Source organism: Azospirillum baldaniorum (assembly GCF_003119195.2).
In the GTDB taxonomy this organism is placed as follows: Bacteria; Pseudomonadota; Alphaproteobacteria; order Azospirillales; family Azospirillaceae; genus Azospirillum; species Azospirillum baldaniorum.
Genome location: NZ_CP022254.1, coordinates 1,627,177 through 1,649,046, shown reverse-complemented (window position 1 = coordinate 1,649,046; position 21,870 = coordinate 1,627,177). Strand labels below are relative to the sequence as shown.

Genomic DNA, 21,870 nt, shown 5'->3' with positions numbered 1-21,870 from the left:
CTCAAGCGCCGCTGTCCACCGCGCGCAGCAGGTCGAGAACAAGCCGCTCGCCGTCCGGCCAGGAACCGTAGCCGGCGGCGGTGTTGATGTGTTCGAGGTCGCCACCGTCGATGAAATCGGCACCCCATCCGACGGCGAACCCGCAGGAGCGCGCGATCGGGGCGTAGGGATCGTTGTGGCTGGCCAGCACCACCGTGCGGAAGGGCAGCGGATCGGTGGGCACCGGGGCGAAGCCGTGGACCTCCGGCGGCGTGTGCTCCGCCGATTCGACGTCGGGCGGAGCGACCAGCAGGGCGGCGGCGACTTTGCCGACCGACGATCCGCTCCGCAGGGCCCAATGGGCGACCGTCATGCAGCCCAGGCTGTGGGCGACAAGCACCACCGGGGCGGCCGCGGCGGCCACGGCCTGTTCCAGCGACCGCACCCAGTCCTCCGAGGCCGGCGCGTCCCAGTCGGCCTGCTCGACCCGCGTGAAGGACGGGTGGCGCTGCTGCAACCAGCTTTGCCAGTGGTCCGGGCCGGAATTGCCGAGTCCGGGGACGATGAGAACGCTCGCCTTCGCCATGGGGTCCGATCCGCTGCGGTGACCAGGAAGGTTACAAACCGCAACGCCCCCGGAGCAAGGCTTACGGTTCCTCCGACACCCGCCACGCGCCGGACCCCGCCGGGCGGCGGGCCGGGGCCGCACCGCCGGGAAGCGGAACGATCAGGCGGCGCTTGGCCGGCTGCTGGGTCTTGCGCGACACCCCGGCGAAGATCTGCTTGGACGCCTCGATCATCGTGACCCCGGCGAAGGCCTTGAACCAGCGGCAGCCGACCTCTTCCCAGGCCGGGGCGGTCTTCATCAGGAAGCGGGAGCGCAGCGGCGGCAGGAACAGGGCGTGCCCGGTGCGCTCCGGCACGAACATGGTGTCGCGCAGCACCTGCTTCAGTTGAGAGGCCGAATAGGGAAAGCCATGGCCGAAGGGCGTCCAGTCGGCCCGCGCCCACAAGCCGCGGCGGTTCGGCACCACCACCAGCACGCGCCCGCCGCCGGCCAGCACGCGCCAGATCTCCCGCATCATCGGGCGGAGCTGCTCCGTGCCCTCCAGCCCATGGACGAGCAGCACGCGGTCCACCGACATGTCGGCCAGTGGAAGGTCCGCCTCGTCGCCCAGCGCCACCAGCCCCGGCCCGCCCGGCGGCCAGAAGGTCACGCCCTGGGTCGCCGGCATGATGGAGAACACCCGCTCGGCCTCGTCGCGGAAGGGCTGCAGGTACGGCGTCGTGTAGCCGACCCCCAGAACGATCTGTCCGCGCAGGTCGGGCCAGATGGTGCGGATGCGCCGGCGGATCATCCGCCGCGCCGCCTGACCAAGCCCGGACTCGTAGAATTCACGAAGATCGACGATATCGGTGTACATGGTCATCCCAGGCTATCACGTTTCGATCAAACGTCCATTCATGCGGGAGGGGCCCAAGGCCATGGACATCCACCTGATTCCGGCGTTCGCCGACAACTACATCTACCTCCTGCGCGACCCGGCCAGCGGCGCCGTGGGTGTCGTCGACCCCGGCGACGCGCAGCCTGTGCTGGCGGAACTGGAGCGGCGCAACTGGACGCTGACGCACATCTTCAACACCCACCATCACAACGACCACATCGGCGGCAACCACGCGCTGAAGGCGCGCTATGGCGCCGACGTGATCGGCCCGCGCGCCGACGTCGCCCGCATTCCCGATATGGAGACGTGCCTGGGCGAAGGCGAGACCATTTCGTTCGGATCGCTCGCCGCACAGGTGTTTTTTGTCCCCGGCCACACCTCAGGCCACATCGCCTTCTGGTTTACGGAGGCCAAGGCGCTGTTCTGCGGCGACACGCTGTTCGCGCTCGGCTGCGGACGGCTGTTCGAGGGCACGCCGGCCCAGATGTGGGCCTCGCTGGTCAAGCTGCGCGGCCTGCCGGACGACACGCGCGTCTATTGCGGCCATGAATACACCCTGTCCAACGCCCGCTTCGCCGTGACGGTTGAGCCGGACAACGCTGCCCTGAAGGCCCGCGCGGCGGACATAGCCGCGCAACGCGAGCGCGGGGAGCCGACCATCCCCTCCACGCTGGGCGTCGAGAAGGCCACCAACCCCTTCCTGCGCGCCGATGTGCCGGAGGTCCAGTCCGCCCTCGGCATGGCCGGGGCCGACCCGGTGGCGGTCTTCGCCGAAATCCGCGGCCGCAAGGACCGCTTTTAAGGCCAGGATCGCTTTTAAGAAGGACCGCTTTCAAGACGGCGCGCCCTCGCGCTACGCTGATGGCTACAAAACGGGAGGAGAGATTTTGATGAAGCTGCGCTGGAGCCCGACCTCGCCCTACGTCCGCAAGATCGCGATGGTCCTCATCGAATGCGGGCTGGACTCGGCGGTCGAGAAGCAGGTGACCAACGCCTGGGCGCCGGACACCGACCTGCCGGCGGACAACCCGCTGGGCAAGGTCCCGGCCCTGATCCTGGACGACGGCTCGGCGCTCTACGACAGCCCGGTGATCGCCGAGTATCTGGACTCGCTGCACGACGGCCCGCGCCTGTTCCCGGCCTCCGGCCCGGCGCGCTGGACGGCGCTGCGCCAGCAGGCCCTGGCCGACGGCATCTGCGACGCCGCCATCCTGCGCCGGCTGGAGCTTCAGCGTCCGGACGGCGAGCGCTCCGACTCCTGGGCGGACCGCCAGCGCCGCGCCGTCGCCCGCGCGCTCGACGTTTTGGAGGCGGAGGCGCCGGCCCTCGACGGCACGCTGACCATCGGCACGCTGTCCATCCTGGTGGCGCTCGGCTACCTCGACTTCCGGTTCGGGCACGAGGATTGGCGGGCCGGCCGTCCGGAGCTGGCGGCGTGGTTCGCTTCGGCGTCCGACCTCGACAGCTTCCGCCGCACCGCGCCGCCGCCGGCGTGAGAGGGGACGACACCATGGAGCCCCTGACGCCCGAGCGCATCATCGCGACTCTGGGCATGCAGCCCCATCCGGAAGGCGGCCACTATGTGGAGACCTTCCGGGACGCTCCGGCAAACGGTGAACGCGGGGTCAAGACCGGCATCCACTACCTGCTGCAGGCGGGGGAGCGCTCCCACTGGCACCGTGTGGACGCGGTCGAAATGTGGCACTGGCATGCCGGGGGGCCGCTGGAGCTGTCCATCTCCAACGACGGGTGGTCGGTGGAGCGGGTGATCCTCGGGATGGACCTTGCGGGTGGTCAACGCCCGCAGGGGGTCGTTCCGGCCCACGCGTGGCAGGCGGCACGGCCAATGGAGGGGTGGGTTCTGGTCGGCTGCACCGTGTCCCCCGCCTTCGAATTCTCCGGCTTTGAAATGGCGCCGGAAGGATGGGAGCCGGGATGACGAGGCTGGGGTGACGAGGCTGGGGTGACGAGGCTGGGGTGACGAGGTTGGTTGGATGCGGTTGAGGTCGATCCTCGACCCCCGACCTTATCGACGACCGACGGGGGAGGACATCGTCACCCCCGTCGCTCATCCGCTCTACACCCTACTGGTCGCCGCGCAGAACGTCGCGGCTGGCCAGCACGGCGCCGCCCATGATGAGCGCGCAGGCCGCCCAGACGGCCCAGCCCCCCGCCGCCTGCCCGAACAGGATCAGCAGCAGCGTGGAGGTCAGCGGCGTGGCGTAGGACAGCACGCCCAGCGCCCGGATGTCGCCATGCTTCACCCCGTGGTCCCACACGAAGAAGGCCGCGCCGACCGGCCCGATCCCCATGGCGAGCACCGCCAGCCATTCGCCGCCCGACGGCGCCACGGTGGTTTCGAACAGCAGGTGCGACACCCCGGCCAGCACCGCCGTGGCGAGGCAGAATCCGCCGACCGCCTCGGTCGGGACATCGCCGAAACGGCGCGACAGCACCGAATAGGACGCCCAGAGCACCGCCGCGGCCATGGCCGACAGGTAGCCCGGCGTGTCCCCGGCGTCGAGCGACAGGCCGCGCCCGCCGCCGGTCACGATCAGCACCGTCCCGGCCAGCCCGCACAGCGCGCCCAGCACATGGCCGCGCTTCAGCCGCTCCCCCGGCAGCAGTGCGGAGAACAGGACGATCAGCAGCGGCCAGAGATAATTCAGCAGATTGACCTCGACCGCCGCACCGGGAGCGAGGCGGAAGGCCAGGAAATAGAAGAAATGGTAACCGAACAGCCCGGCGACGCCGAGCAGCCAGACCCGCCATGGCTGGCGCAGCACGCCGATCACGTCCTTGCCCCGCGCGGCCCCCGCCGCCGTCCCGATGATGAAGGCGACGCCGAAGGACATCGCGACGAGTTGGAACGGCGGAATGGTCCCCGACAGCGCCGTCAGCAGCGCCAGCGTGGACCACATCAGGATGGCCAGACCGCCGATGGCGGTGGCGCGGCGGACGGCGGCCGGGGCGGAGGCCGCAGCGGACGGGAGGTTCGGGAAGCTGTCGGTCGACATGACGAACGCTTAGCGCAAAGAAGGCCCTCGGGCAATCGGGGCTGGCAATCAAACTGTCCGACACCGGACCTGTGCGTGTATCCTGCCATCCGGCGGGCCGCATGCCGTCCCTCCGTCCGCGTCGTCCCCTTCCCAACCACGGCTCCCGCCTTGCCCACCGAAGCCCTTCTCGCCGTCCTGGCCGGCGCCCTTCTCCATGCCGGCTGGAACACCGCGCTGAAGGCCGGCGGCGGCAGTGCGTCCGACGCGGTCCTGGTGGTCGCCGGGTCCGCCTTCATCGCCCTGCTGCTGCTTCCCGTCGTTCCGGCGCCATCGCTCGCCAGCGCACCTTACCTCTGTGTGACGGCGGTGCTGCACGTCGCCTATTTCCGTCTCCTCGCCGCCGCCTATCGCGAGGGGGCGATGAGCCACGCCTATCCACTGATGCGCGGCACGCCGCCGCTGCTCGTGGCGCTGTGCAGCGGCGTGCTGCTGGGCGAGGGGCTGTCCGCCGGCGCCTGGATGGGAACGCTGCTGGTCTGCGGCGGAATTCTCGGGCTGACCCTGTTGGGGCGGCGCTCGGCCCCGTCGGGATCGTGGCGGGGCACCGCCTGCGCGCTCGCCAACGCCCTGGTGATCGCCGCCTACACGGTGGTGGACGGCATCGGCGTTCGGCTGTCCGGTTCGGCGGCCGGCTACACGCTGTGGGGATTCCTGCTGTTGAGCGTGCCCATGGTGGGCGGGTCGCTGCTGAGCGACGCCCGGGGCTTCCTGAGCCACGCCCGCCGGCGCTGGATGGTGGCGCTGGCCGGCGGGGCGGCCAGCATCGCCTCCTACGGGCTCGCGCTCTGGGCGATGACCCTGGCGCCGATCGCCGTGGTGGCGGCGCTGCGCGAAACCTCGATCCTGTTCGCGATGGCGCTGGCGGCCCTGGTGCTCAAGGAGCGGGTCGGTCCGGTGCGTCTGGCCTCCGGCGCGGTCATCGTGCTCGGCGCCGCGTCGCTGCGCCTCGCGGCCTGACGTCGCCTCAACGGATCGGCCGCCTCTACAGGCGGATGGCGAGGAGGTTCTGGCGCCTCAGAAAAGCCCATTCAGCAGAGACCCGCGCCCGCTGTAGCCGCCGCTTCCTCCGGTGAGGATGCCCAGCGCCCCGGAACTGGTCGTCGTGCCACCGGTCAGCAGGGAGGTCAGGCGCTGAAGCTGCGGCGTCTGCTGGAGCGGGTTGTCGCCCTTGGCCGGCTGCTTGGCGATGGTGTCGTAGTCCTTGCTGTAGTCGCCCATGCGGAGCTGGAGGCCGTAGTTCTTCTCCTCCTTGGCCGCCACGCCCTTGTCGCGGGAGACGCGCAGCGTGTAGTCGCCACGGTCGAGCGACAGGGTGCCCGCCTCGAACTTCTTGTAGGCGTCGTAGGTGGCGCCGGCCTCGCTGTTGCTGTCGGCGACGATCTTGCCCTGCTTGTCCATCAGCTGGACGCGCACGCCGGTGTCGCCGACGCGGCCGAGGGCGACCTCGCCGGGCGTCGCCAGATTGAATTTGTAGAAGTCCGCCGGATCGTTGGCGGCCAGCGTGCTCAGCACGTTGAGGCGGCTGGTGTCCTTGATCAGCGTGCCGACGTTGGTGGCGAAGGGCGCGGCGTTCAGGGCCGACTTGCGGACGGTCTGCTCATACTCCTGGACGTTGCCGCTGGGCTTGGCGTCGGTCGCCTGCTTGGCCTGCTCCTGGACGCGCTTCATCGCCGCGTCGATGGACGTCTGGATGCTCTGCGCCAAGCCGCTGATGTCGCTCATTCCAACCATGGCACGCCCCTCCGACCGGCATTCTTCGCGTTTGTCGGACGGCCCCTTGCAGGCGGCGGGCCAGAAGGCTTTCCATGATTTTCAAAGGGTTGAGCCGGGGCTCCCGCCGAAGGGGCCGGCAAGATCCGCACCCCGTCCGGCAGGAATTGCCGGGGTCACGCTTCGACCAGCGCGAATGTGTCGACATCCACAAGCCCGCGGTCGGTGATCTTGAGATGCGGGATCACCGGCAGTGGCAGGAAGGCCAGTTGCAGGAAGGGCTCGGCCAGCGGGCACCCCATCCCCTTCACCGAGGCGCGCAGGCTGCGCAGATGACGCTCCACCGTCTCGAAGGGCTCCAGGCTCATCAGCCCGGCCAGCGGCAGGGCCAGTTCGCCGACCACCTGACCGTTGCGCACGGCGACGAAGCCGCCCTGAAGCTCGATCAGGCGGTTGACGGCGATGGCCATGTCCTCGTCCGACGCGCCGACCACGCAGATGTTGTGGCTGTCGTGCCCGACCGAGGAGGCCAGAGCGCCCTCGCGAAGGTGGAAGCCGCTGGCGAAGCCGCGCCCGACATTCTGGTTGGTGCCGTGGCGGGCGAAGACGCAGATCTTCAGGATGTCGCGGTCGGGATCGGCCACCAGCTTGCCGTCCCTGGCCGGCACCTCCAACCGCAGATGGGCGGTGATGATCTTGCCGGGCAGAACCCCGATCACCGACTGGACGGAACCGCGGGCGGGCACCACGAAATCCTCTGCCGTCACCGGCTGGAGCTTGACCGAGCGCAGGCCGACCGGGCTGACCGCCGGACGGCCGGCGAAGGTTTCCGGGGTCACCACCCGCCCGTTGCGGATCACCCGGTTGACCACGCAGTCCTCCAGATCGTCCAGCAGGACGAGGTCGGCGCGCTGCCCCGGCGCGATCAGGCCGCGGTCGAACAGGCCGAAACCGCGCGCCGCCGACCATGTGGCGGCGCGGTAGACGTGGGCCAACGGGGCACCGAGCCGGATCGCGCTGCGGATCAGGTGGTCCATGTGCCCCTCCTCGGCGATGTCGAGGGGGTTGCGGTCGTCGGTGCAGAAGCCCAGGAAGGGCGAGGTTTCCGGCTGGATCACCGGGGCCAGCGCGTGCACGTCCTTCGACACCGACCCGTCGCGGATCAGCACCTGCATGCCCTTGCGCAGCTTCTCCATCGCCTCGGGCGCGCTGGTCGTCTCATGGCAGTTGCGGATGCCGCAGGACAGATAGGCGTTCAGCTCCCGCCCGCTGAGCAGAGGGGCGTGGCCGTCGATGTGGCGGCCGTCGAAGGCGGCCAGCTTGTCGAGAACCCCGTCCACCTTGTGGAAGACGCCGGGGAAGTTCATGAACTCCGCCAGTCCCAGCACCTTCGGATGGTCCTTGTGGCGCAGCAGGTCCGCCGCCTCCAGCCGCGCGCCGGAGGTCTCCAGCTCCGTCGCCGGCACGCAGGAGGAGAGCTGCACCCGCAGGTCCAGCACCGTTCCCTCGGCGCAGTCCAGGAAGTAGCGAAGCCCCTTTTCCCCCAGCACGTTGCAGATCTCATGCGGGTCGCAGATGGCCGTGGTGGTGCCGCGCGGCAGGACGCAGCGGTCGAACTCCATCGGCGTGACGCAAGTGGATTCGCAATGAACGTGGGTGTCGATGAAACCCGGCACGACGGTCAGCCCGGACCCGTCGATCTCCTCCACCCCGTCGTAGGACTCGTAGGTGCCGACGATCCGGTCACCGCACAGGGCGATGTCGCCCGCGGCGGTCTCGCCGGTGACGACGTTGAGGAAACGGGTGTTCTTGATGACCAGATCGGCCTTCGTCTCGCCCAGGGCCTGGCCGATGCGCGTCTTCAGTTCGTCCCGGGTGACCGCCATCGCTCCGCCTCGTCCTGCCCGTTCCAAGTCTTCTTTAGGTAAATGGCCGGACGGTGCCCTTCAATCGGATATTCCATAACGTCGATTGCGCGGTCAGCCGCCCGGCCGACCCGCCAGTTCAATCACCGGTGCGGTGCCACGGTAGTCCGGGTAATTCCAGTAGGTGCGCGGCTCCAGCCGGTAAGCTGGCAGCCCCCCGCCCAACGTGTAGACCGGCCCGCTTCCGCCATAGCCGACGCCGTAGTTGCCCCCCTCCGGCGAGCCGTTGTCTCCGCAAGCCGTCAGCGCCAGAAGAAGAACGGCAATGAACAATTGCGTGAGCGTTCCGATGATGGCTGCGATGGGTTTCATGGTCCACCCGCCCGGTCCGACGCGTTGCGCCCTCATGAAAACAAACACGCCGTGACTTTGGCTATTCCTGAAAAAATTGGTTCGCTCCAAAAACAATATGCGTTTCGTCCAGTTCTGGCCAAAAGGCGGCGCGGCAACGTGTCATGGAACGATTTAACGCTTCGGAAACCAATGGGCACCTCATTATCGTCAGACGCAGAGGCGGCCCAAGACCGCCGCAATGGGGACGTCCAGCATGTTGAAAGCGCTTAAGAATCTGAAGATCGGGCCAAAGGTCTATCTTCTCGTGGGGCTGCAGGCGGCGGTGGCCGCGGTGACCGGCCTGATGGGGCTGGCCGCCATGCAGGATCTGGCCGGCAAGTCCGAGGCCATCGAACGGGCGTCGGACCGCCAAGTGCTGGGCGAGCAGCTCAACGGCCTCGTCCTGGCCGTCGTCATGGACTCGCGCGGCGTCTACATGGCCCGCGACCGCGCCGAGGTGGACAAGTTCGGCAAGCCCCTGCTGGACAGCCTGAACACCCTCGGCGAGCGGCTTGGCACACTGAAGCGCCTCACCCCGGCGGAGGGACAGGCCGCGCTGGCTCCGGTGGCGACGAAGGCCGAGGAGTTCATCCGCTTCCGCACGGAGCTGGTGCGCATCGCTCGCGAGAAGGGGACGGCGGAAGCCCGCACCTACGGCGACAACGACGCCAACCGCGGCAACCGCCAGGCGCTCAACGCCGCAATCCAGACGCTCAGCGCCGACCAGGACGGCATGATCGACCGCCTGCACGACCAGTTGGAGTCGGCGCGCCAGCATTGGACCACCCTGATGCTCGCCATCGGCGTTGGCGGCGTGCTCTTCGGCATCCTGCTGGCCGTGCTGGTCGCCCGCGACATGATCGCGCGCCCCATCGCCCGCATGACCGCGGCGATGAAGACCATCGCCGCCGGCAACACCGCGGCCGAGGTGCCCGGCACCGGCCAGGGCGACGAGGTCGGCGACATGGCGGAGGCCGTGCTGGTCTTCCGCGACGGGCTGCGCCGCGCCAACGATCTGGCCGAGCAGGAGCGCCGCGAGATCGACGTGCGCCGCCAGCGCCAGGAACGGCTGGAGGCCCTGACCCACGGCTTCACCCAGAAGATCGAAGGGCTGTGCCGCACCCTGAACGGGGAGGCCGACAGCATCCGCAGCAGCGCCGAATCGCTGACCCATTCCGCCGCCGACGCCTCGCGCCGCAGCTCGACCGTCGCCGCGGCGGCGGAGCAGGCCACCGGAAACGTCCAGACCGTGGCGGCGGCGACCGAGGAGCTGTCCACCTCCATCGGCTCGATCAGCCAGCGCCTCGGCGAGGCCGCCCGCATCGCCAGCGAGGCGGAGCGCGAGGCCCAGCGCACCAACAGCACCATCCAGGGCCTCGCCCAAGCGGCGGAGAAGATCGGCGCGGTGGTCAACCTCATCACCGAGATCGCCAGCCAGACCAACCTGCTGGCGCTGAACGCGACCATCGAGGCGGCCCGCGCCGGCGAGGCGGGCAAGGGCTTCGCGGTGGTGGCCCAGGAGGTGAAGAGCCTCGCCAACCAGACCGCCCGCGCCACCGAGGAGATCTCCGCCCAGATCGTCGCCATCCAGAGCGAGACCCAGCAGGCGGTCGGTGCGATCAGCGGCATCGTCGGCACCATCGAGCGGATCAGCGACATCAGCACCAACGTCGCCGCCGCGGTGGAGCAGCAGGGCTCCGCCACCCAGGAAATCGCCCGCAACGTGCAGGAGGCCGCGATCGGCACGCAGGAGGTCTCCTCGACCATCTCCGGCGTGTCGCAGTCGGCCGACCACACCGGCGAGGCCGCCGGTGGCCTGCTGAGCGCCGCCAAGGGCCTGTCGGTGCACGCGCGCACCCTGCAGAGCGACGTGGACGACTTCACCCGCCAGATGAAGGCGGTCTGATCCTCTCCCCCCTCCTCCCCGGACTTCATGCCGGGGAGGAGGCTTTTCCCGACGCATCCTTTCCACTGATGCGCCTCCGGCGTTCGAAGCTTACCCGCCAGATACCCCATTTGATGTAGATCAATGCCGCGCCCGCATCGAAACTGGTGCAATGCCGGCGAGCGTTTCGCGCCCAAATACCCCTACAATCGATAGGGATTACGCCGCGCCGTGGGTTTCCCGCCTCGGGTTCCCCAGGACGCGCCGTGGCGTGCTGCGCATCCGGCGTCCGGCAACCGGGCGGCCAGCGGATCAATGCAAAAGGGTCTTTGGGGGAAATCATGCCCGACGGACATGTGGATCTCGACGCCGAGCACATCGGCGATCTCGACGAGTATGAGGGTGCGCTGGCCGGCCTGTCCCGCCGGGAATTCCTGACCTACTGCACGGGCGTGGCCGCCACGCTGGGCCTGTCCCCCGCCTTCGGCGTGAAGATCGCCAACGCCGCCGTGGCCGCGCCGCGCCCGACGGTGATCTGGCTGTCGGGACAGGCCTGCACCGGCTGCACCGAATCGCTGCTGCGCACCCACCACCCGTCGCTCGAGACGCTGATCCTCGACACCATCTCGCTCGACTACAACGAGACGCTGATGACCGGCTCCGGCCACCAGGCCGAGAACTGGAAGCAGCAGGCGATGAAGGACAATTGGGGCAAGTACCTGATGGTCACCGACGGCTCCATCCCGACGAAGGACGGGGGCGTCTACTGCAAGGTCGCCGGCAAGACCTACAAGGACGCCGTGCTGGAGTGCGCCAAGGGCGCCGCCGCGGTCATCTCCATGGGTTCCTGCTCCTCCTGGGGCGGCTGGCCGTCGACCGGCGTCAACCCGACGGGCGCCGTCGGCCTGAACGAGATCATCAAGGACAAGCCGGTCGTCTCCGTCCCCGGCTGCCCGCCGAACCCGTACAATTTCCTGTCGCTGGTCCTGCATTTCGTCGCCTTCGGCAAACTGCCGGAGCTGGACGACAAGATGCGCCCGAAATTCGCCTACGGCCGCCTGATCCACGAGAACTGCGAGCGCCGCCCGCATTTCGACGCCGGGCGCTTCGCGATGGAGTTCGGCGACTACGGCCACCGCCAGGGCTACTGCCTCTACAAGCTCGGCTGCAAGGGGCCGGAGACCTACGCGAACTGTCCGTCCGTCGGCTTCAACGACGTCGGCCAGGGCACTTGGCCGGTGGGCACCGGCCATCCCTGCTTCGGCTGCACCGAGAAGGGCGTCGGCTTCACCAAGAGCATCCATGAGCTGGCCTCGCTGAAGTCGGTGGCGCCGCCCAACACCTACCCGGCGGTCGCCGTGGACAAGGGCGAGGGCATGTCGGCCGGGGCCGCGGCGGTGGTCGCCGGCATCGTCGGCGCGGCGGTCGGCGCCGGCGCCGTCATCTCCAGCCGGCTCGGCAAGCAGGACGCGAAGACCGAATCCTCCTCCACCGCCGCCGAGTGAGGTGACGCCATGTCCAAAAACATGATGTCGACGAACAAGATGTCGAAAAGCAGGACATCGGTCTCACGGCGCGGCTTCCTGCGGAACGCGGTCAAGGGCAGCGCGGCGGCCGCCGCCGCGGCCTGCACCACCGTGGTCGCCGCCCCGCCGGAGGCCAACGCGCTGGTCCGCCCGCCCAAGCCGCTGCCGCCCGACGCCGTCGGCCTGCTCTACGACAGCACGCTGTGCATCGGCTGCAAGGCCTGCGTGACCGCCTGCAAGGAGGTCAACCACATGCCGCCCGACGTCGGCCCGGCCCAGCAGGGCTGGAACGCGGGGGGCGGCGACAAGCCGATCTACGACAGCCCGGTGGAGCTGTCGGCCAAGACGCTGAACGTCATCAAGGCCTACAGCCACGGCACCGGCGCCACCAAGGACGCGGCGGAGAACGGCTTCGCCTTCATCAAGCGGCAATGCCTGCACTGCGCCGATCCGTCCTGCGTGTCGGTCTGCCCGGTGTCGGCGATGACCAAGGACGCCAAGACCGGCATCGTCAATCACGACCCGAGCGCCTGCATCGGCTGCCGCTACTGCGTGCTGTCCTGCCCGTTCGGCGTGCCGAAGTACGACTACAACGACGCCTTCGGCGAGATCAAAAAGTGCCAGCTCTGCAAGCAGCAGCTCGCCAAGAACGAGCTTCCGGGCTGCGCCGACGTCTGCCCCACCGGGGCGACGCTGTTCGGCCGCACGGAGGACCTCAAGGCGGAGGCCAAGCGCCGCACCGCGCTGAAGGTGGGCGAATACGCGCACTTCCCGCGCGGCGACATCGCCGGCAAGGTCGGCGGCCAGCGCTCCGGCCATGAGAAGCTCGTCGAGGCGGCCTACCAGACGCACATCTACGGCGAGAAGGAGCTGGGCGGCACCCAGTGCCTCGCGGTGTCCGCCGTGCCGTTCGACAAGCTGAACCTGCCCACCAACGTGCCGGAGAACGGCTACCCGACCCTGTCGGAAGGCATCCAGCACACGCTCTACGCGGGCATGATCGCCCCCGCCACGGTGTTCGCCGGTCTCGCCTATCTGGCGCACCGCAACACCAAGAACCACACCGACGAGTGAGGGGGGTCAAGCCATGTCATCGCACGCTCATGAACATCAGCCACTCGGCGGCCGGGTCCTCACCCTTCCCTTCCTGATCTGCGCCGCCCTGGTCGCCGTCGCCGGCGTCATCCTGTTCCAGCGCTACACGCAGGGTCTGGGGGCGGCGTCGAACCTGAACGACGGCTATCCCTGGGGTATCTGGGTGGCCATCGACGTGGTGATCGGCTCGGCCTTCGGCTGCGCCGGCTACGTCATCGCGCTGCTCTGCTACATCCTGAACCGCGGGGAGTATCACCCGCTGGTTCGCCCGGCGGTGCTGGCCAGCCTGTTCGGCTACGGCCTCGCCGGTCTGGCCGTGCTGGTCGATCTCGGCCGCTACTGGAACTTCTACCACATGATGCTGCCGTGGTACGCGCAGCCCAACTCCGTGATGCTGGAGGTCGGCCTGTGCGTGGCGACCTACACGCTGGTGCTGGTGGTGGAGTTCGCCCCGGCCTTCCTGGAGCGCTTCGGCATCGAGGGGCTGCGCGCCAAGCTGAACAAGGTGCTGTGGGTCTTCATCGCGCTGGGCGTCCTGCTGCCGACGATGCACCAGTCGTCGCTCGGCACCATGATGGTCATCGTCGGGCACAAGCTGTCGCCGCTGTGGCAGTCGCAGATGCTGCCGGTCTTCTTCCTGCTGACCGCCATCCTGATGGGCTTCGCCATCGTGGTCTGGGAATCGGTGATGGCCTCGCTGAACTTCCGCCGCCCGATGGAGACGCCGGTGCTGTCGAAGCTGGCGGGGCTGATGCTGGTCGTCGCCTCGCTGTTCGTCGTGCTGCGCTTCGTCGACCTGATCGTGCGTGGTCAGATCGGCCAGATCTTCGGCGGACCGCAGTCCGGCTGGTTTGTGGTGGAAATGGTCCTGATGATCTCCGGCCTCGCGCTGCTGATCCCCAAGGCCAACCGCAACCGGTCGCGGGCGCTGTTCCTGTCGGCCTCGCTCCTGCTGGCGGCGGGCATCCTCTATCGCCTGAACGTCTATCTCATCGGCTTCACGCCGGCGGTCGGTCCTTGGCACTACTTCCCCTCGGTCAAGGAAATCATGGTCACCGTCGGCGTCTTCGCGCTGGAGATCGCGCTGTATCTCCTCTTCGTGAAGAAGCTGCCCGTCATGCACGCCGTCCATCCCGAGCACGGCTGAGTTTAGGAGAGTTTCATTATGGCTCAGCGAGTTGTTGTAGATCCGGTCACCCGCATCGAGGGTCACCTGCGGGTCGATTGTGAAGTGGACGGCGGCAAGGTCACCAACGCCTGGGCGTCGGGCCAGATGTGGCGCGGCATCGAGCTGATCCTCCAGGGCAAGGACCCGCGCGACGCCTGGATCTTCGCCCAGCGCATCTGCGGCGTCTGCACCACGGTGCACGCCATCACTTCCGTCCGCGCGGTGGAGAACGCGCTGAAGCTGGAGGTGCCGCTCAACGCCCAGTACATCCGCAACATGATCCAGGGCGCCCACAACGTCCACGATCACATCGTCCATTTCTATCACCTGTCCGCGCTCGACTTCGTGGACATCGTCTCGGCGCTGAAGGCCGACCCGGCGGCGACCGCCAAGCTGGCCCAGTCGATCTCCGGCTGGCCGAAGAACAGCACGCAGGAATTCGCCACCGCGCAGAAGAAGCTGCAGGCCTTCATCAACTCCGGCCAGCTCGGCATCTTCGGCTCGGGCTACTGGGGCCATCCGGCGATGAAGCTGACGCCGGAAGCCAACCTGATGGCGGCGTCCCACTACCTCCAGGCGCTCGACTACCAGCGGCGCATGAACAAGGTGGTGGCGATCCTCGGCTCCAAGACCCCGCACATCCAGAACATGGCGGTCGGCGGCGTCACCAACCCGATCAACATGGACAGCCAGTCCACCCTGACCCTCGAAAAGCTGATGTACATCAAGCAGCTGATCGACGAGGTGGGCGACTTCATCACCCAGGTCTACATCCCCGACGTGGCGGCCATCGGGGCCTTCTACGCCGACTGGACGCAGTATGGCCGCGGCGTGGTGAACTACCTGTCCATCCCGGACATGCCGCTGGACACAAAGGGCACCACCTTCGCCCTGCCCGCCGGCTACATCGACGGCGGCGACCTCGCCAAGTTCACCCCGATCAAGGACTTCCACGACCCCTACTTCGAGAAGGGCGTGAAGGAGAGCGTGAAGCATTCCTGGTACCAGGGCGGCAAGGGTCCCCTGCACCCCTACGACGGCGAGACGATCCCGAACTTCACCGACTGGCAGGACGACGGCAAGTACAGCTGGATCAAGTCGCCGACCTTCTACGACAAGCGCGCCCAGGTCGGCCCGCTGGCCAACGTGCTGGGCATGTACGCCTCGGGCCACCAGCGGACGCAGTTCTGGGTGAACGCGGTGCTCGACGCGGTGTCCGGCCATCTCGGCAGCAAGGTGGGCGTCGACGCGCTGCACTCCACCATCGGCCGCCACGCCGCCCGCGCGGTGCGCTGCGTGGTCCTGCACGAGGAGTTGCAGAACCAGTGGAAACTGCTGATGGAGAACATCGCGAAGGGCGACACCAAGACCTTCAACAAGCCGGTGTTCCCGAAGGGCGAGATCCGCGGCTTCGGCTTCCACGAGGCGCCACGCGGCATGCTCTCGCACTGGGTTGTGATCGAGAACGGCAAGATCAAGAACTACCAAGCGGTCGTGCCGACCACCTGGAACGCCGGCCCGCGCGACGAGGACGGGAACATCTCGGCCTACGAGGCGGCGCTGATCGACAACCCGGTGGCGGAGGCCGACCAGCCGCTGGAAATCATCCGCACCCTGCACAGCTTCGACCCGTGCTTGGCCTGCGCCGTGCACCTGACCGACACGGAAACCAAGTCGCACTATCAGGTGAAGGTCGTCTGACCGAAGCCTTCTGACCGGCCGAAAGCCCCTCTTCCCCACGGAGGAGGGGCTTTTCGTGTCCCCCACGCCGGTCGATTGATCCAGTTCACGGCGCCCGGTGCCGGTCCCGCTTCATCCTTCTGTTTCAAAATCACCGAACGGAGCGCGCGTCCCATGTCCATCCTCGTCCTCGGCCTCGGCAACATCCTCCTGATGGACGAAGGGGTGGGCGTGCGCGCCATGGAGGCGTTCGACGCCGCCTGGAGCGTGCCTGATCACGTCAGCGTGGTGGACGGCGGCACCTGCGGCATGGACATGCTGGACCTGATCGCCAGCCACAAGCACCTGATCGCCGTGGACGCGGTGAAAACCGGCGCGCCGCCGGCCAGCCTGACCGTGCTGCGCGGCGACGAGGTGCCGGCCTATTTCAAGGGCAAGCTGTCGCCCCACCAGCTCGGCCTCAGCGACCTGCTGGCCTCGCTGCGCCTGCAGGACGAGGCGCCGGAGACCGTGACCGTGGTCGGCTGCGTGCCGATGGCGCTGGGCACCGGCCTGATGATGTCTCCGGAAATCGAGGCGGTGATCCCGCGGATGGTGACGATGATCGTCGAGGAACTGGCCCGGCTCGGCGTGACCGCCACGCCCCGAAACTGAGCGTGGCGGCGCCGTTCACGGCGAGACCTGACCGTCAGCGGTCAGCACGGATCGGGCCGAACTCCACCGGGACCCAGGCGTAGCCCTTGCCTTCGGTGCGGACATGGCCGATGCCGGGGAAGGGCAGATGGGCGCCGGCCACCCACAGCTTCTGCGCCGCGGCGTCGGCGAAGAGCTTCTTGCGGGACGCGACGGCCTGCTCCTTGTCGGCGTCGAACTCGATGACGACCTCCGGTCGGGCGAACTGCACGGAGTGGCTGTGCACGACGTCGCCCCACATCAGAATGCTGCGCTCCCCCGACGTGAACAGGTAACCGCTGTGCCCCGGCGTGTGACCGTAGGCCGCCACCGACTCCACGCCCGGCACGAGGCTGTCGCCGGGTTGGTAGGGCTTCAGCTTGCCCGCCGCCGCGTAGGGCGCCACAGCCGCTCGGGCCATGGCGAAGAAGGGTTGGCTGTCCGCCGGAGCCTTGGCCGCCACCTCCTCGCTCAGCCAGAAGTCGGCGTCGGCCTTGGCGACATGAACCGTCGCATTGGGGAACAGCATGGCGCCGTCCGGACGCAGCAGGCCGTTGGCATGATCCGGGTGCAGGTGGGTCAGCAGAACCGTGTCGATCTGCTCCGGGTTGTAGCCGGCGGCGCGGATGTTGTCGGCGATGAAGCCCAGCGCCGGACCGAAGGCCTTGGCCGTCCCGGTGTCCACCAGGACCAGATTCGTACCGGTGTGCACGAGGAAAGCGTTCACCGCCGTCTGGACGCCCGGCGTGTCGGCCAGGAACATCCGGGCGAGCAGGCCCTGGATGTCGTCGGCGCTGGCGCCGCTGAGGATCTTGCGGTCGAGGTCGATGAAGCCGTCATAGAGCGCGGTGACCTCGAAGTCGCCGATGGCCATGCGGTAGAAGCCCGGCGCCTGGGTCCGCTGCTGACCCGGAACCTCCGCAAAGGCCGGCGCCGCGGGGGCCAGGACGGCACCGGCAGGAAAAGCGACGGCCAAGGCGAGCAGAGCGTTGCGCAGGCGGGCGAAGGTCGGCGGTGTCATCGGCGTGGTTCCCCTTCAGGACGGTCGGCGCTCAGCATGGCCGTCCTGGGCGTGCCGGGGAAGCGTTCCGGGAAGAATGCGCCAACCGATTGGAATCGTTCCGAAATTTCTCAACCGGCACACGCGCGTAACCGGTTCGGCGGGGAGTCCCGCCGAGCCTTGGCGCCGAATCGGGTCGCTCAGCGGTCGCTGCGGATCGGGCCGAACTCCACGGGAACCCAGGCGTAGCCATCCCCTTCGGTGCGGACATGGCCGATGCCGGGGAAGGGCAGATGGGCGCCGCCCACCCACAGCCTCTGCGCCGCCGCCTCGGCCAGCAGCCTTCTGCGCGAGGCGATGGTCTCGTCCTTGTCGACGTCGAACTCGATGACGACCTCCGGACGGGCGAACTGAAGGGCGTGGCTGTGCACGGTGTCGCCCCACAGCAGGATGCTCTGCTCCTTCGAGCGGAACAGGTAGCCGCTGTGCCCCGGCGTATGGCCGTAGGCCGCCACCGACTCCACGCCGGGCAGGAGGCTGTCGCCGGGCTGATAGGGCTTCAGCTTGCCCGCCGCCTCGTAGGGAGCCACCGCAGCGCGAGCCATGGCGAAGAAGGGCTTGAGCGGTGCCGGGGCCTTGGCCACCGCCTCCCCGCCCAGCCAGAAATCGAACTCGGCCTTGGCGACCCGGACCTCGGCGTTGGGGAACAGGATGGAGCCGTCCGGGCGCAACAGACCGTTGGCATGGTCCGGATGCAGATGGGTCATCAGGATGGTGTCGACCTGCTCCGGACTGTAGCCGGCGGCGCGGATGTTGTCGGCGATGAAGCCGAGCGTCGGCCCCAGCGACTTGGCCGCCCCGGCATCCACCAGGATCAGATTCGTGCCGGTGTGCACCAGATAGGCGTTCACCGCCGTCTGGATTTCCGGCCGCTCCCCCAGGAACATGCGGTCGAGGAGGCCGATGATGTCCTCGGATTTGGCGCCGACGAAATACTTGCGGTCGCGGTCGATGAAGCCGTCGAACAGCGCGGTGATCTCGAAATCGCCGATGGCCATGCGGTAGAACCCCGGCGCCTGGGTCCGCTGCTGGCCCGGCATCTCCGCCAGAGCCGGCGCCGCGGCGGCCAGGGCGGCAGGAGCGGCAACGGCCAGGGCAAGCAAGGCTTTGCGCAGGCTGGCGAAGGTCGGCGGCATCATCGGCAACACACGACTCCTGATTGGGCGATGGCTGGTAACGGCAACCAAATATATGGGCCGCAGCCTGGGGAGACATCAGAAAAAAGAACGCATTTTTGTGAAATTTTCGAGAAAACGCACAAAAAAAGCCCGGCGAACCGTTCCGCCGGGCCTTCCCTTGGATCGGGCGTCTTGCCGCCCGCCCCTATCGTCCGTCTGGCGATCAGCCCAGCGCGAGCAGCGCCACGCCGGCCAGACCGACCACGGCACCCGTGCCGCGCAGCGCCAGGGCGCCCTTGCGACCCTCGACCAGACGGCGCAGCGACAGGGCGGCGCCGATCCCCGCACCGTGCAGCAGCGCGGTGGACAGGGCGAAGCCCAGGCCGTAGAGCAGCGGCTGCGCCGCCTCCGGCATCTCGGCGCCGTGGGCGTGGCCGTGGAACACGGCGAACAGGGCGACCACACCGGCGGAGGCCAGCAGCGGCAGGCGGGACTGCAGGGCGATCAGGGCGCCCAGGGCGACCACGGACAGGACGATGCCAAGCTCGACCTGCGGCAGGCCGATGCCGGCCAGACCCAGCAGGCCGCCGCCGATCATCGCGCCGACGAAGGCCATCGGCAGCGCCCACAGGGCCTTGCCGCCGCGCTGCGCGGCCCACAGGCCGACGGCGACCATGGCCAGCAGGTGATCCCAGCCGCCGACCGGGTGCAGGAAGCCATGGACGAGCCCGGCGTCATGGGCGCCGAAGGTGTGGGCAAGCGCCGCGTTGGGCAGCGCCGCCAGGGCCGCCGCCGCGGTGGCCGACGCGAGAGCGAAACGTTTCATCCGTGAAAACCCCTGCTGTATCGTTGAGCGGCGCACGACCGACCCCTACCCCATCGCGCGCGAAGCGGTCGCCACTTTAGCAGAACCGTTCCGATTGGAAATGGCGGAGCGCCATGAAATTGCGTCGGACCGCATGTTTGACGCACATCAATGTGCGGATTCAACCCCCGGTCAAGATGCCGCAGTTGAACGGACATCATCTCGATGAACCGGCTTCCCCGCGTGAGGGCGCGCGCATGTGTCTCGGCATTCCGATGCAGGTTCTGGAGACCGACGGCTTCACCGCGCGCTGCGCCGGCCGGGGCGAGGAGCGGAGCGTCAACGTCATGCTGATCGACGAGGTGCCGGAAGGCAGCTGGGTCCTCGTCCATCTCGACCGCGCCGTCCGCCCGTTGGAGGTCGATGAGGTGGAGCCGCTGAACCGCGCGCTCGACGCCATCCTTCTGGCCGCCAAGGGGGAGAATGTGGACCACCTGTTCGCCGACCTCATGGAAAAGGCGACCGCATGACCCCCGGCGGCCCCGAGGCGGGCTTCGCCGCCGACGCGCGCCCCGCCTGCGGGTCCTGCGGCGCGGTCTACGACGCCGCGGCGGGCGATCCGGGGAGGGACGTGCCGCCGGGAACGCCCTTCGGTGGTCTGCCCGACTATTGGCGCTGCCCGGGTTGCCACGGCCCGCAGCATGGTTTCATCGTCATGGCCCTGCCCGGCGGCGATGCGATGGGGGGGCGCGTCGCCGCGCTGACCGCCAGCTACCGCCTGATCGCGGAGCGCGACATGGCCGGCGTTCCCATCTGCAACGCCGCCCTGGCGGTGGAGGCGCTGGGATTCCGCCCCCATGGGACGGGCTGGATCGGCTGCGTCATCGCCCCCTGGTTCCTCAACGCCGTGCTGATCCCGCGCGATCCGGCCCGGTGGGCGGAGCGGCGCGACGGCGACAAAGTGGAGATCGAGCTGCCCTCCGGCGCCTACCGCTTCACCGCGGCGCGGGTGGGCCTCCTGGGAACGCTGGCAGTGATCCCGCTCGCCTCGGCCATGAACGTGTTCACCGATCAGGAGGACGCCCGCGCCGCCGCCGTTCTGGCGCTCGATCATCTGATGCGGGAGCCGCAGCCGGCGCCGCAGTCCGATCAGCCGGACGCAAGCCACAGGGAGGAGACCAAGCCCGCCCTGTCCCGCCGCTCCCTGTTCGGGAGAGCGCGCCGATGAGCAGGACGGGCGCCGGGCTGGAAGGCGCCGGGCTGGAGGGCAGCGTGTCGGTGCGGTTGCGGACCGCCGGCGGGCGGGTGCGCGCCGTGTCGGTGCGGGTTCGCCGTCCCGTCGTCGCCCGCGCGCTGTGCGGACGGACGCCCGACGAGGCGATGCGCCTCGTGCCGCTGCTGTTCAGCCTGTGCGGCACCGCCCAGTCGCTGGCCGCGCTTGAGGCTCTGGAGGATGCGCTCGGCCTCGACGCCCGTCCGCACACCGCCGCCCGCGCCCTGCTGGCCGAGGCGGAAGCCGCGACGAACCACGCGTGGCAGGTGCTGATGGACTGGCCGGCACGGCTGGGCGAAGCGCCGCAGCCCAGGGAATTGGCGGGCCTGCGCAGCGCGGCGGCGGCGATCCATCCCGCGCTCTACCCGGCCCGCGACGGGCTGCGCCTCGGCGGCGGCTCGCTGCGGCCCGACCGCGCCACCCTGACCGCCGCCATCGCGGCGTTGCGCGAGGGGGTGGAGCGCACCGTCTTCGCCGGCCCGGCTCCCACCGACAAGGCGGAACTGGAGCGCTGGGCCGATGCCGGTGCGACTCCCGCGGCCCGGCTGATGCGCCGCCTCCTGACGCCGGGCATAGCGGGTTTCGGCGCCTGCGGCGTGCCGGCGCTGGAGCCGTATCCGGCAGGCTGGTTCGGGGAGCGGCTGTCCGCCGACGCCGCTTTTTCCGAGAACCCCCGACAGAACGGCGCCCCGGCCCACACCGGCCCGCTGGCCCGCCGGACCGCGCATCCGCTGGTCGCCGCGTTGCTGGCCCGGCACGGCTCCGGCCTCGCCGCCCACGCCGCCGCCCGGCTGGTGGAGCTGGCGGGGGTGGCGGAGCGCTTGGCATCCTGGGCGGACCGCCTCGACGACGCCGAACCGGCTCCGGACACCGGCGCCACGCGGCGCGGCGCGGGAAGCGGCGTCATGGAGACAGCCCGCGGGCGCCTCGCCCACTGGCTGCGGCTTGAGGATAGTCGCATCGCCGATTACCGCATCGCAGCGCCGACCGAATGGAATTTCGCCGCGGACGGACCTCTGGCCCAGGGCTTGGACGGCACCGCGACCGACGCGGCTCTCGCTGAGCGCACCGGCCTGCTGGTGGCCGCACTCGATCCCTGTGTGGCCTCCACCATCACGATTCAGGACGAGGATTGAC

22 protein-coding genes are annotated in these 21,870 nt (G+C 69.0%); 13 read left to right on the top strand and 9 right to left on the bottom strand.

The window, feature by feature from the left end:
• Window position 1 precedes the first annotated feature (1 nt).
• Complete coding sequence (locus Sp245p_RS21760; RefSeq protein ID WP_014198391.1) at window positions 2-565, bottom strand: RBBP9/YdeN family alpha/beta hydrolase; 564 nt, start codon at window positions 563-565, stop codon at window positions 2-4.
• A 61-nt stretch (window positions 566-626) separates the two neighbouring features.
• Window positions 627-1,403, bottom strand: coding sequence for a class I SAM-dependent methyltransferase (locus Sp245p_RS21755; protein ID WP_035678754.1), 777 nt, complete (start codon window positions 1,401-1,403; stop codon window positions 627-629).
• Window positions 1,404-1,464: 61 nt separating this feature from the next.
• Here Sp245p_RS21755 and gloB point away from each other — a divergent pair, with 61 nt between their 5' ends.
• From gloB to Sp245p_RS21740, 3 genes are all read left to right on the top strand, one after another.
• On the top strand, window positions 1,465-2,226 hold the full coding sequence (gene gloB, locus Sp245p_RS21750; protein ID WP_014198389.1) for a hydroxyacylglutathione hydrolase: 762 nt from the start codon (window positions 1,465-1,467) through the stop codon (window positions 2,224-2,226).
• A gap of 88 nt (window positions 2,227-2,314) precedes the next feature.
• Window positions 2,315-2,920, top strand: coding sequence for a glutathione S-transferase N-terminal domain-containing protein (locus tag Sp245p_RS21745; RefSeq protein WP_109138831.1), 606 nt, complete (start codon window positions 2,315-2,317; stop codon window positions 2,918-2,920).
• Window positions 2,921-2,934: 14 nt separating this feature from the next.
• The gene (locus Sp245p_RS21740) at window positions 2,935-3,363 is read left to right on the top strand and encodes a cupin domain-containing protein (protein ID WP_041812921.1); all 429 of its coding nucleotides are present in this window, start codon (window positions 2,935-2,937) and stop codon (window positions 3,361-3,363) included.
• 145 nt (window positions 3,364-3,508) lie between these two features.
• Here the strand turns inward: Sp245p_RS21740 and yddG are convergent, their stop codons facing one another.
• A complete protein-coding gene (gene yddG / locus Sp245p_RS21735; protein WP_014198387.1) occupies window positions 3,509-4,441 on the bottom strand; it encodes an aromatic amino acid exporter YddG in 933 nt (310 codons plus the stop codon).
• Between the two features lie 150 nt (window positions 4,442-4,591).
• Here yddG and Sp245p_RS21730 point away from each other — a divergent pair, with 150 nt between their 5' ends.
• Entirely contained in the window at window positions 4,592-5,440 is an 849-nt protein-coding gene (locus Sp245p_RS21730; RefSeq protein WP_041812434.1) for a DMT family transporter, read from the top strand.
• Between the two features lie 57 nt (window positions 5,441-5,497).
• Here the strand turns inward: Sp245p_RS21730 and Sp245p_RS21725 are convergent, their stop codons facing one another.
• The 3 genes from Sp245p_RS21725 to Sp245p_RS21715 all read right to left on the bottom strand — a co-directional run bounded on the left by Sp245p_RS21725 (window position 5,498) and on the right by Sp245p_RS21715 (window position 8,430).
• Window positions 5,498-6,214 carry a hypothetical protein gene (locus tag Sp245p_RS21725; RefSeq protein WP_014198385.1) on the bottom strand — a complete coding sequence of 239 codons (717 nt, stop codon included), beginning with the start codon at window positions 6,212-6,214 and terminating at the stop codon, window positions 5,498-5,500.
• A gap of 155 nt (window positions 6,215-6,369) precedes the next feature.
• The gene (ade, locus tag Sp245p_RS21720; protein ID WP_014198384.1) at window positions 6,370-8,079 is read right to left on the bottom strand and encodes an adenine deaminase; all 1,710 of its coding nucleotides are present in this window, start codon (window positions 8,077-8,079) and stop codon (window positions 6,370-6,372) included.
• Window positions 8,080-8,172: 93 nt separating this feature from the next.
• Entirely contained in the window at window positions 8,173-8,430 is a 258-nt protein-coding gene (locus Sp245p_RS21715; protein WP_014198383.1) for a hypothetical protein, read from the bottom strand.
• A 235-nt stretch (window positions 8,431-8,665) separates the two neighbouring features.
• On the opposite strand from Sp245p_RS21715, the gene Sp245p_RS21710 reads away from it, so the two are divergent.
• The 6 genes from Sp245p_RS21710 (at window position 8,666) to Sp245p_RS21685 (ending at window position 16,459) form a co-directional block, all read left to right on the top strand.
• Window positions 8,666-10,357: a methyl-accepting chemotaxis protein gene (locus Sp245p_RS21710; RefSeq protein WP_014198382.1), complete on the top strand. Its 1,692-nt coding sequence runs from the start codon at window positions 8,666-8,668 to the stop codon at window positions 10,355-10,357.
• 320 nt (window positions 10,358-10,677) lie between these two features.
• Window positions 10,678-11,841, top strand: a complete 1,164-nt coding sequence (locus Sp245p_RS21705; RefSeq protein ID WP_014198381.1) for a hydrogenase small subunit — start codon at window positions 10,678-10,680, stop codon at window positions 11,839-11,841.
• 9 nt (window positions 11,842-11,850) lie between these two features.
• Entirely contained in the window at window positions 11,851-12,936 is a 1,086-nt protein-coding gene (gene hybA, locus Sp245p_RS21700; RefSeq protein WP_244439439.1) for a hydrogenase 2 operon protein HybA, read from the top strand.
• 13 nt (window positions 12,937-12,949) lie between these two features.
• Window positions 12,950-14,104, top strand: a complete 1,155-nt coding sequence (gene hybB, locus Sp245p_RS21695) for a Ni/Fe-hydrogenase cytochrome b subunit (RefSeq protein WP_014198379.1) — start codon at window positions 12,950-12,952, stop codon at window positions 14,102-14,104.
• A gap of 18 nt (window positions 14,105-14,122) precedes the next feature.
• On the top strand, window positions 14,123-15,826 hold the full coding sequence (locus tag Sp245p_RS21690) for a nickel-dependent hydrogenase large subunit (protein ID WP_041812431.1): 1,704 nt from the start codon (window positions 14,123-14,125) through the stop codon (window positions 15,824-15,826).
• Window positions 15,827-15,979: 153 nt separating this feature from the next.
• Window positions 15,980-16,459, top strand: coding sequence for a HyaD/HybD family hydrogenase maturation endopeptidase (locus tag Sp245p_RS21685; RefSeq protein ID WP_014198377.1), 480 nt, complete (start codon window positions 15,980-15,982; stop codon window positions 16,457-16,459).
• Window positions 16,460-16,493: 34 nt separating this feature from the next.
• On the opposite strand, the gene Sp245p_RS21680 is transcribed toward Sp245p_RS21685, so the two are convergent.
• The 3 genes from Sp245p_RS21680 to Sp245p_RS21670 all read right to left on the bottom strand — a co-directional run bounded on the left by Sp245p_RS21680 (window position 16,494) and on the right by Sp245p_RS21670 (window position 19,481).
• On the bottom strand, window positions 16,494-17,498 hold the full coding sequence (locus Sp245p_RS21680) for an MBL fold metallo-hydrolase (protein WP_014198376.1): 1,005 nt from the start codon (window positions 17,496-17,498) through the stop codon (window positions 16,494-16,496).
• Window positions 17,499-17,677: 179 nt separating this feature from the next.
• Entirely contained in the window at window positions 17,678-18,676 is a 999-nt protein-coding gene (locus tag Sp245p_RS21675) for an MBL fold metallo-hydrolase (RefSeq protein ID WP_014198375.1), read from the bottom strand.
• 202 nt (window positions 18,677-18,878) lie between these two features.
• Entirely contained in the window at window positions 18,879-19,481 is a 603-nt protein-coding gene (locus Sp245p_RS21670; protein WP_014198374.1) for a HupE/UreJ family protein, read from the bottom strand.
• A 236-nt stretch (window positions 19,482-19,717) separates the two neighbouring features.
• Between Sp245p_RS21670 and Sp245p_RS21665 the strand changes: the two genes are divergently transcribed.
• The 3 genes from Sp245p_RS21665 to Sp245p_RS21655 are packed head-to-tail and all read left to right on the top strand — an operon-like array spanning window position 19,718 to window position 21,869.
• The gene (locus Sp245p_RS21665) at window positions 19,718-19,990 is read left to right on the top strand and encodes a HypC/HybG/HupF family hydrogenase formation chaperone (RefSeq protein ID WP_014198372.1); all 273 of its coding nucleotides are present in this window, start codon (window positions 19,718-19,720) and stop codon (window positions 19,988-19,990) included.
• On the top strand, window positions 19,987-20,688 hold the full coding sequence (gene hybE / locus Sp245p_RS21660) for a [NiFe]-hydrogenase assembly chaperone HybE (RefSeq protein ID WP_014198371.1): 702 nt from the start codon (window positions 19,987-19,989) through the stop codon (window positions 20,686-20,688). Before Sp245p_RS21665 ends, hybE begins: the two co-directional genes overlap by 4 nt.
• Window positions 20,685-21,869 (top strand): nickel-dependent hydrogenase large subunit, encoded by a 1,185-nt coding sequence (locus tag Sp245p_RS21655; RefSeq protein ID WP_109138830.1) that lies wholly within the window; start codon window positions 20,685-20,687, stop codon window positions 21,867-21,869. Before hybE ends, Sp245p_RS21655 begins: the two co-directional genes overlap by 4 nt.
• The last annotated feature ends 1 nt before the right edge of the window (window position 21,870 follow it).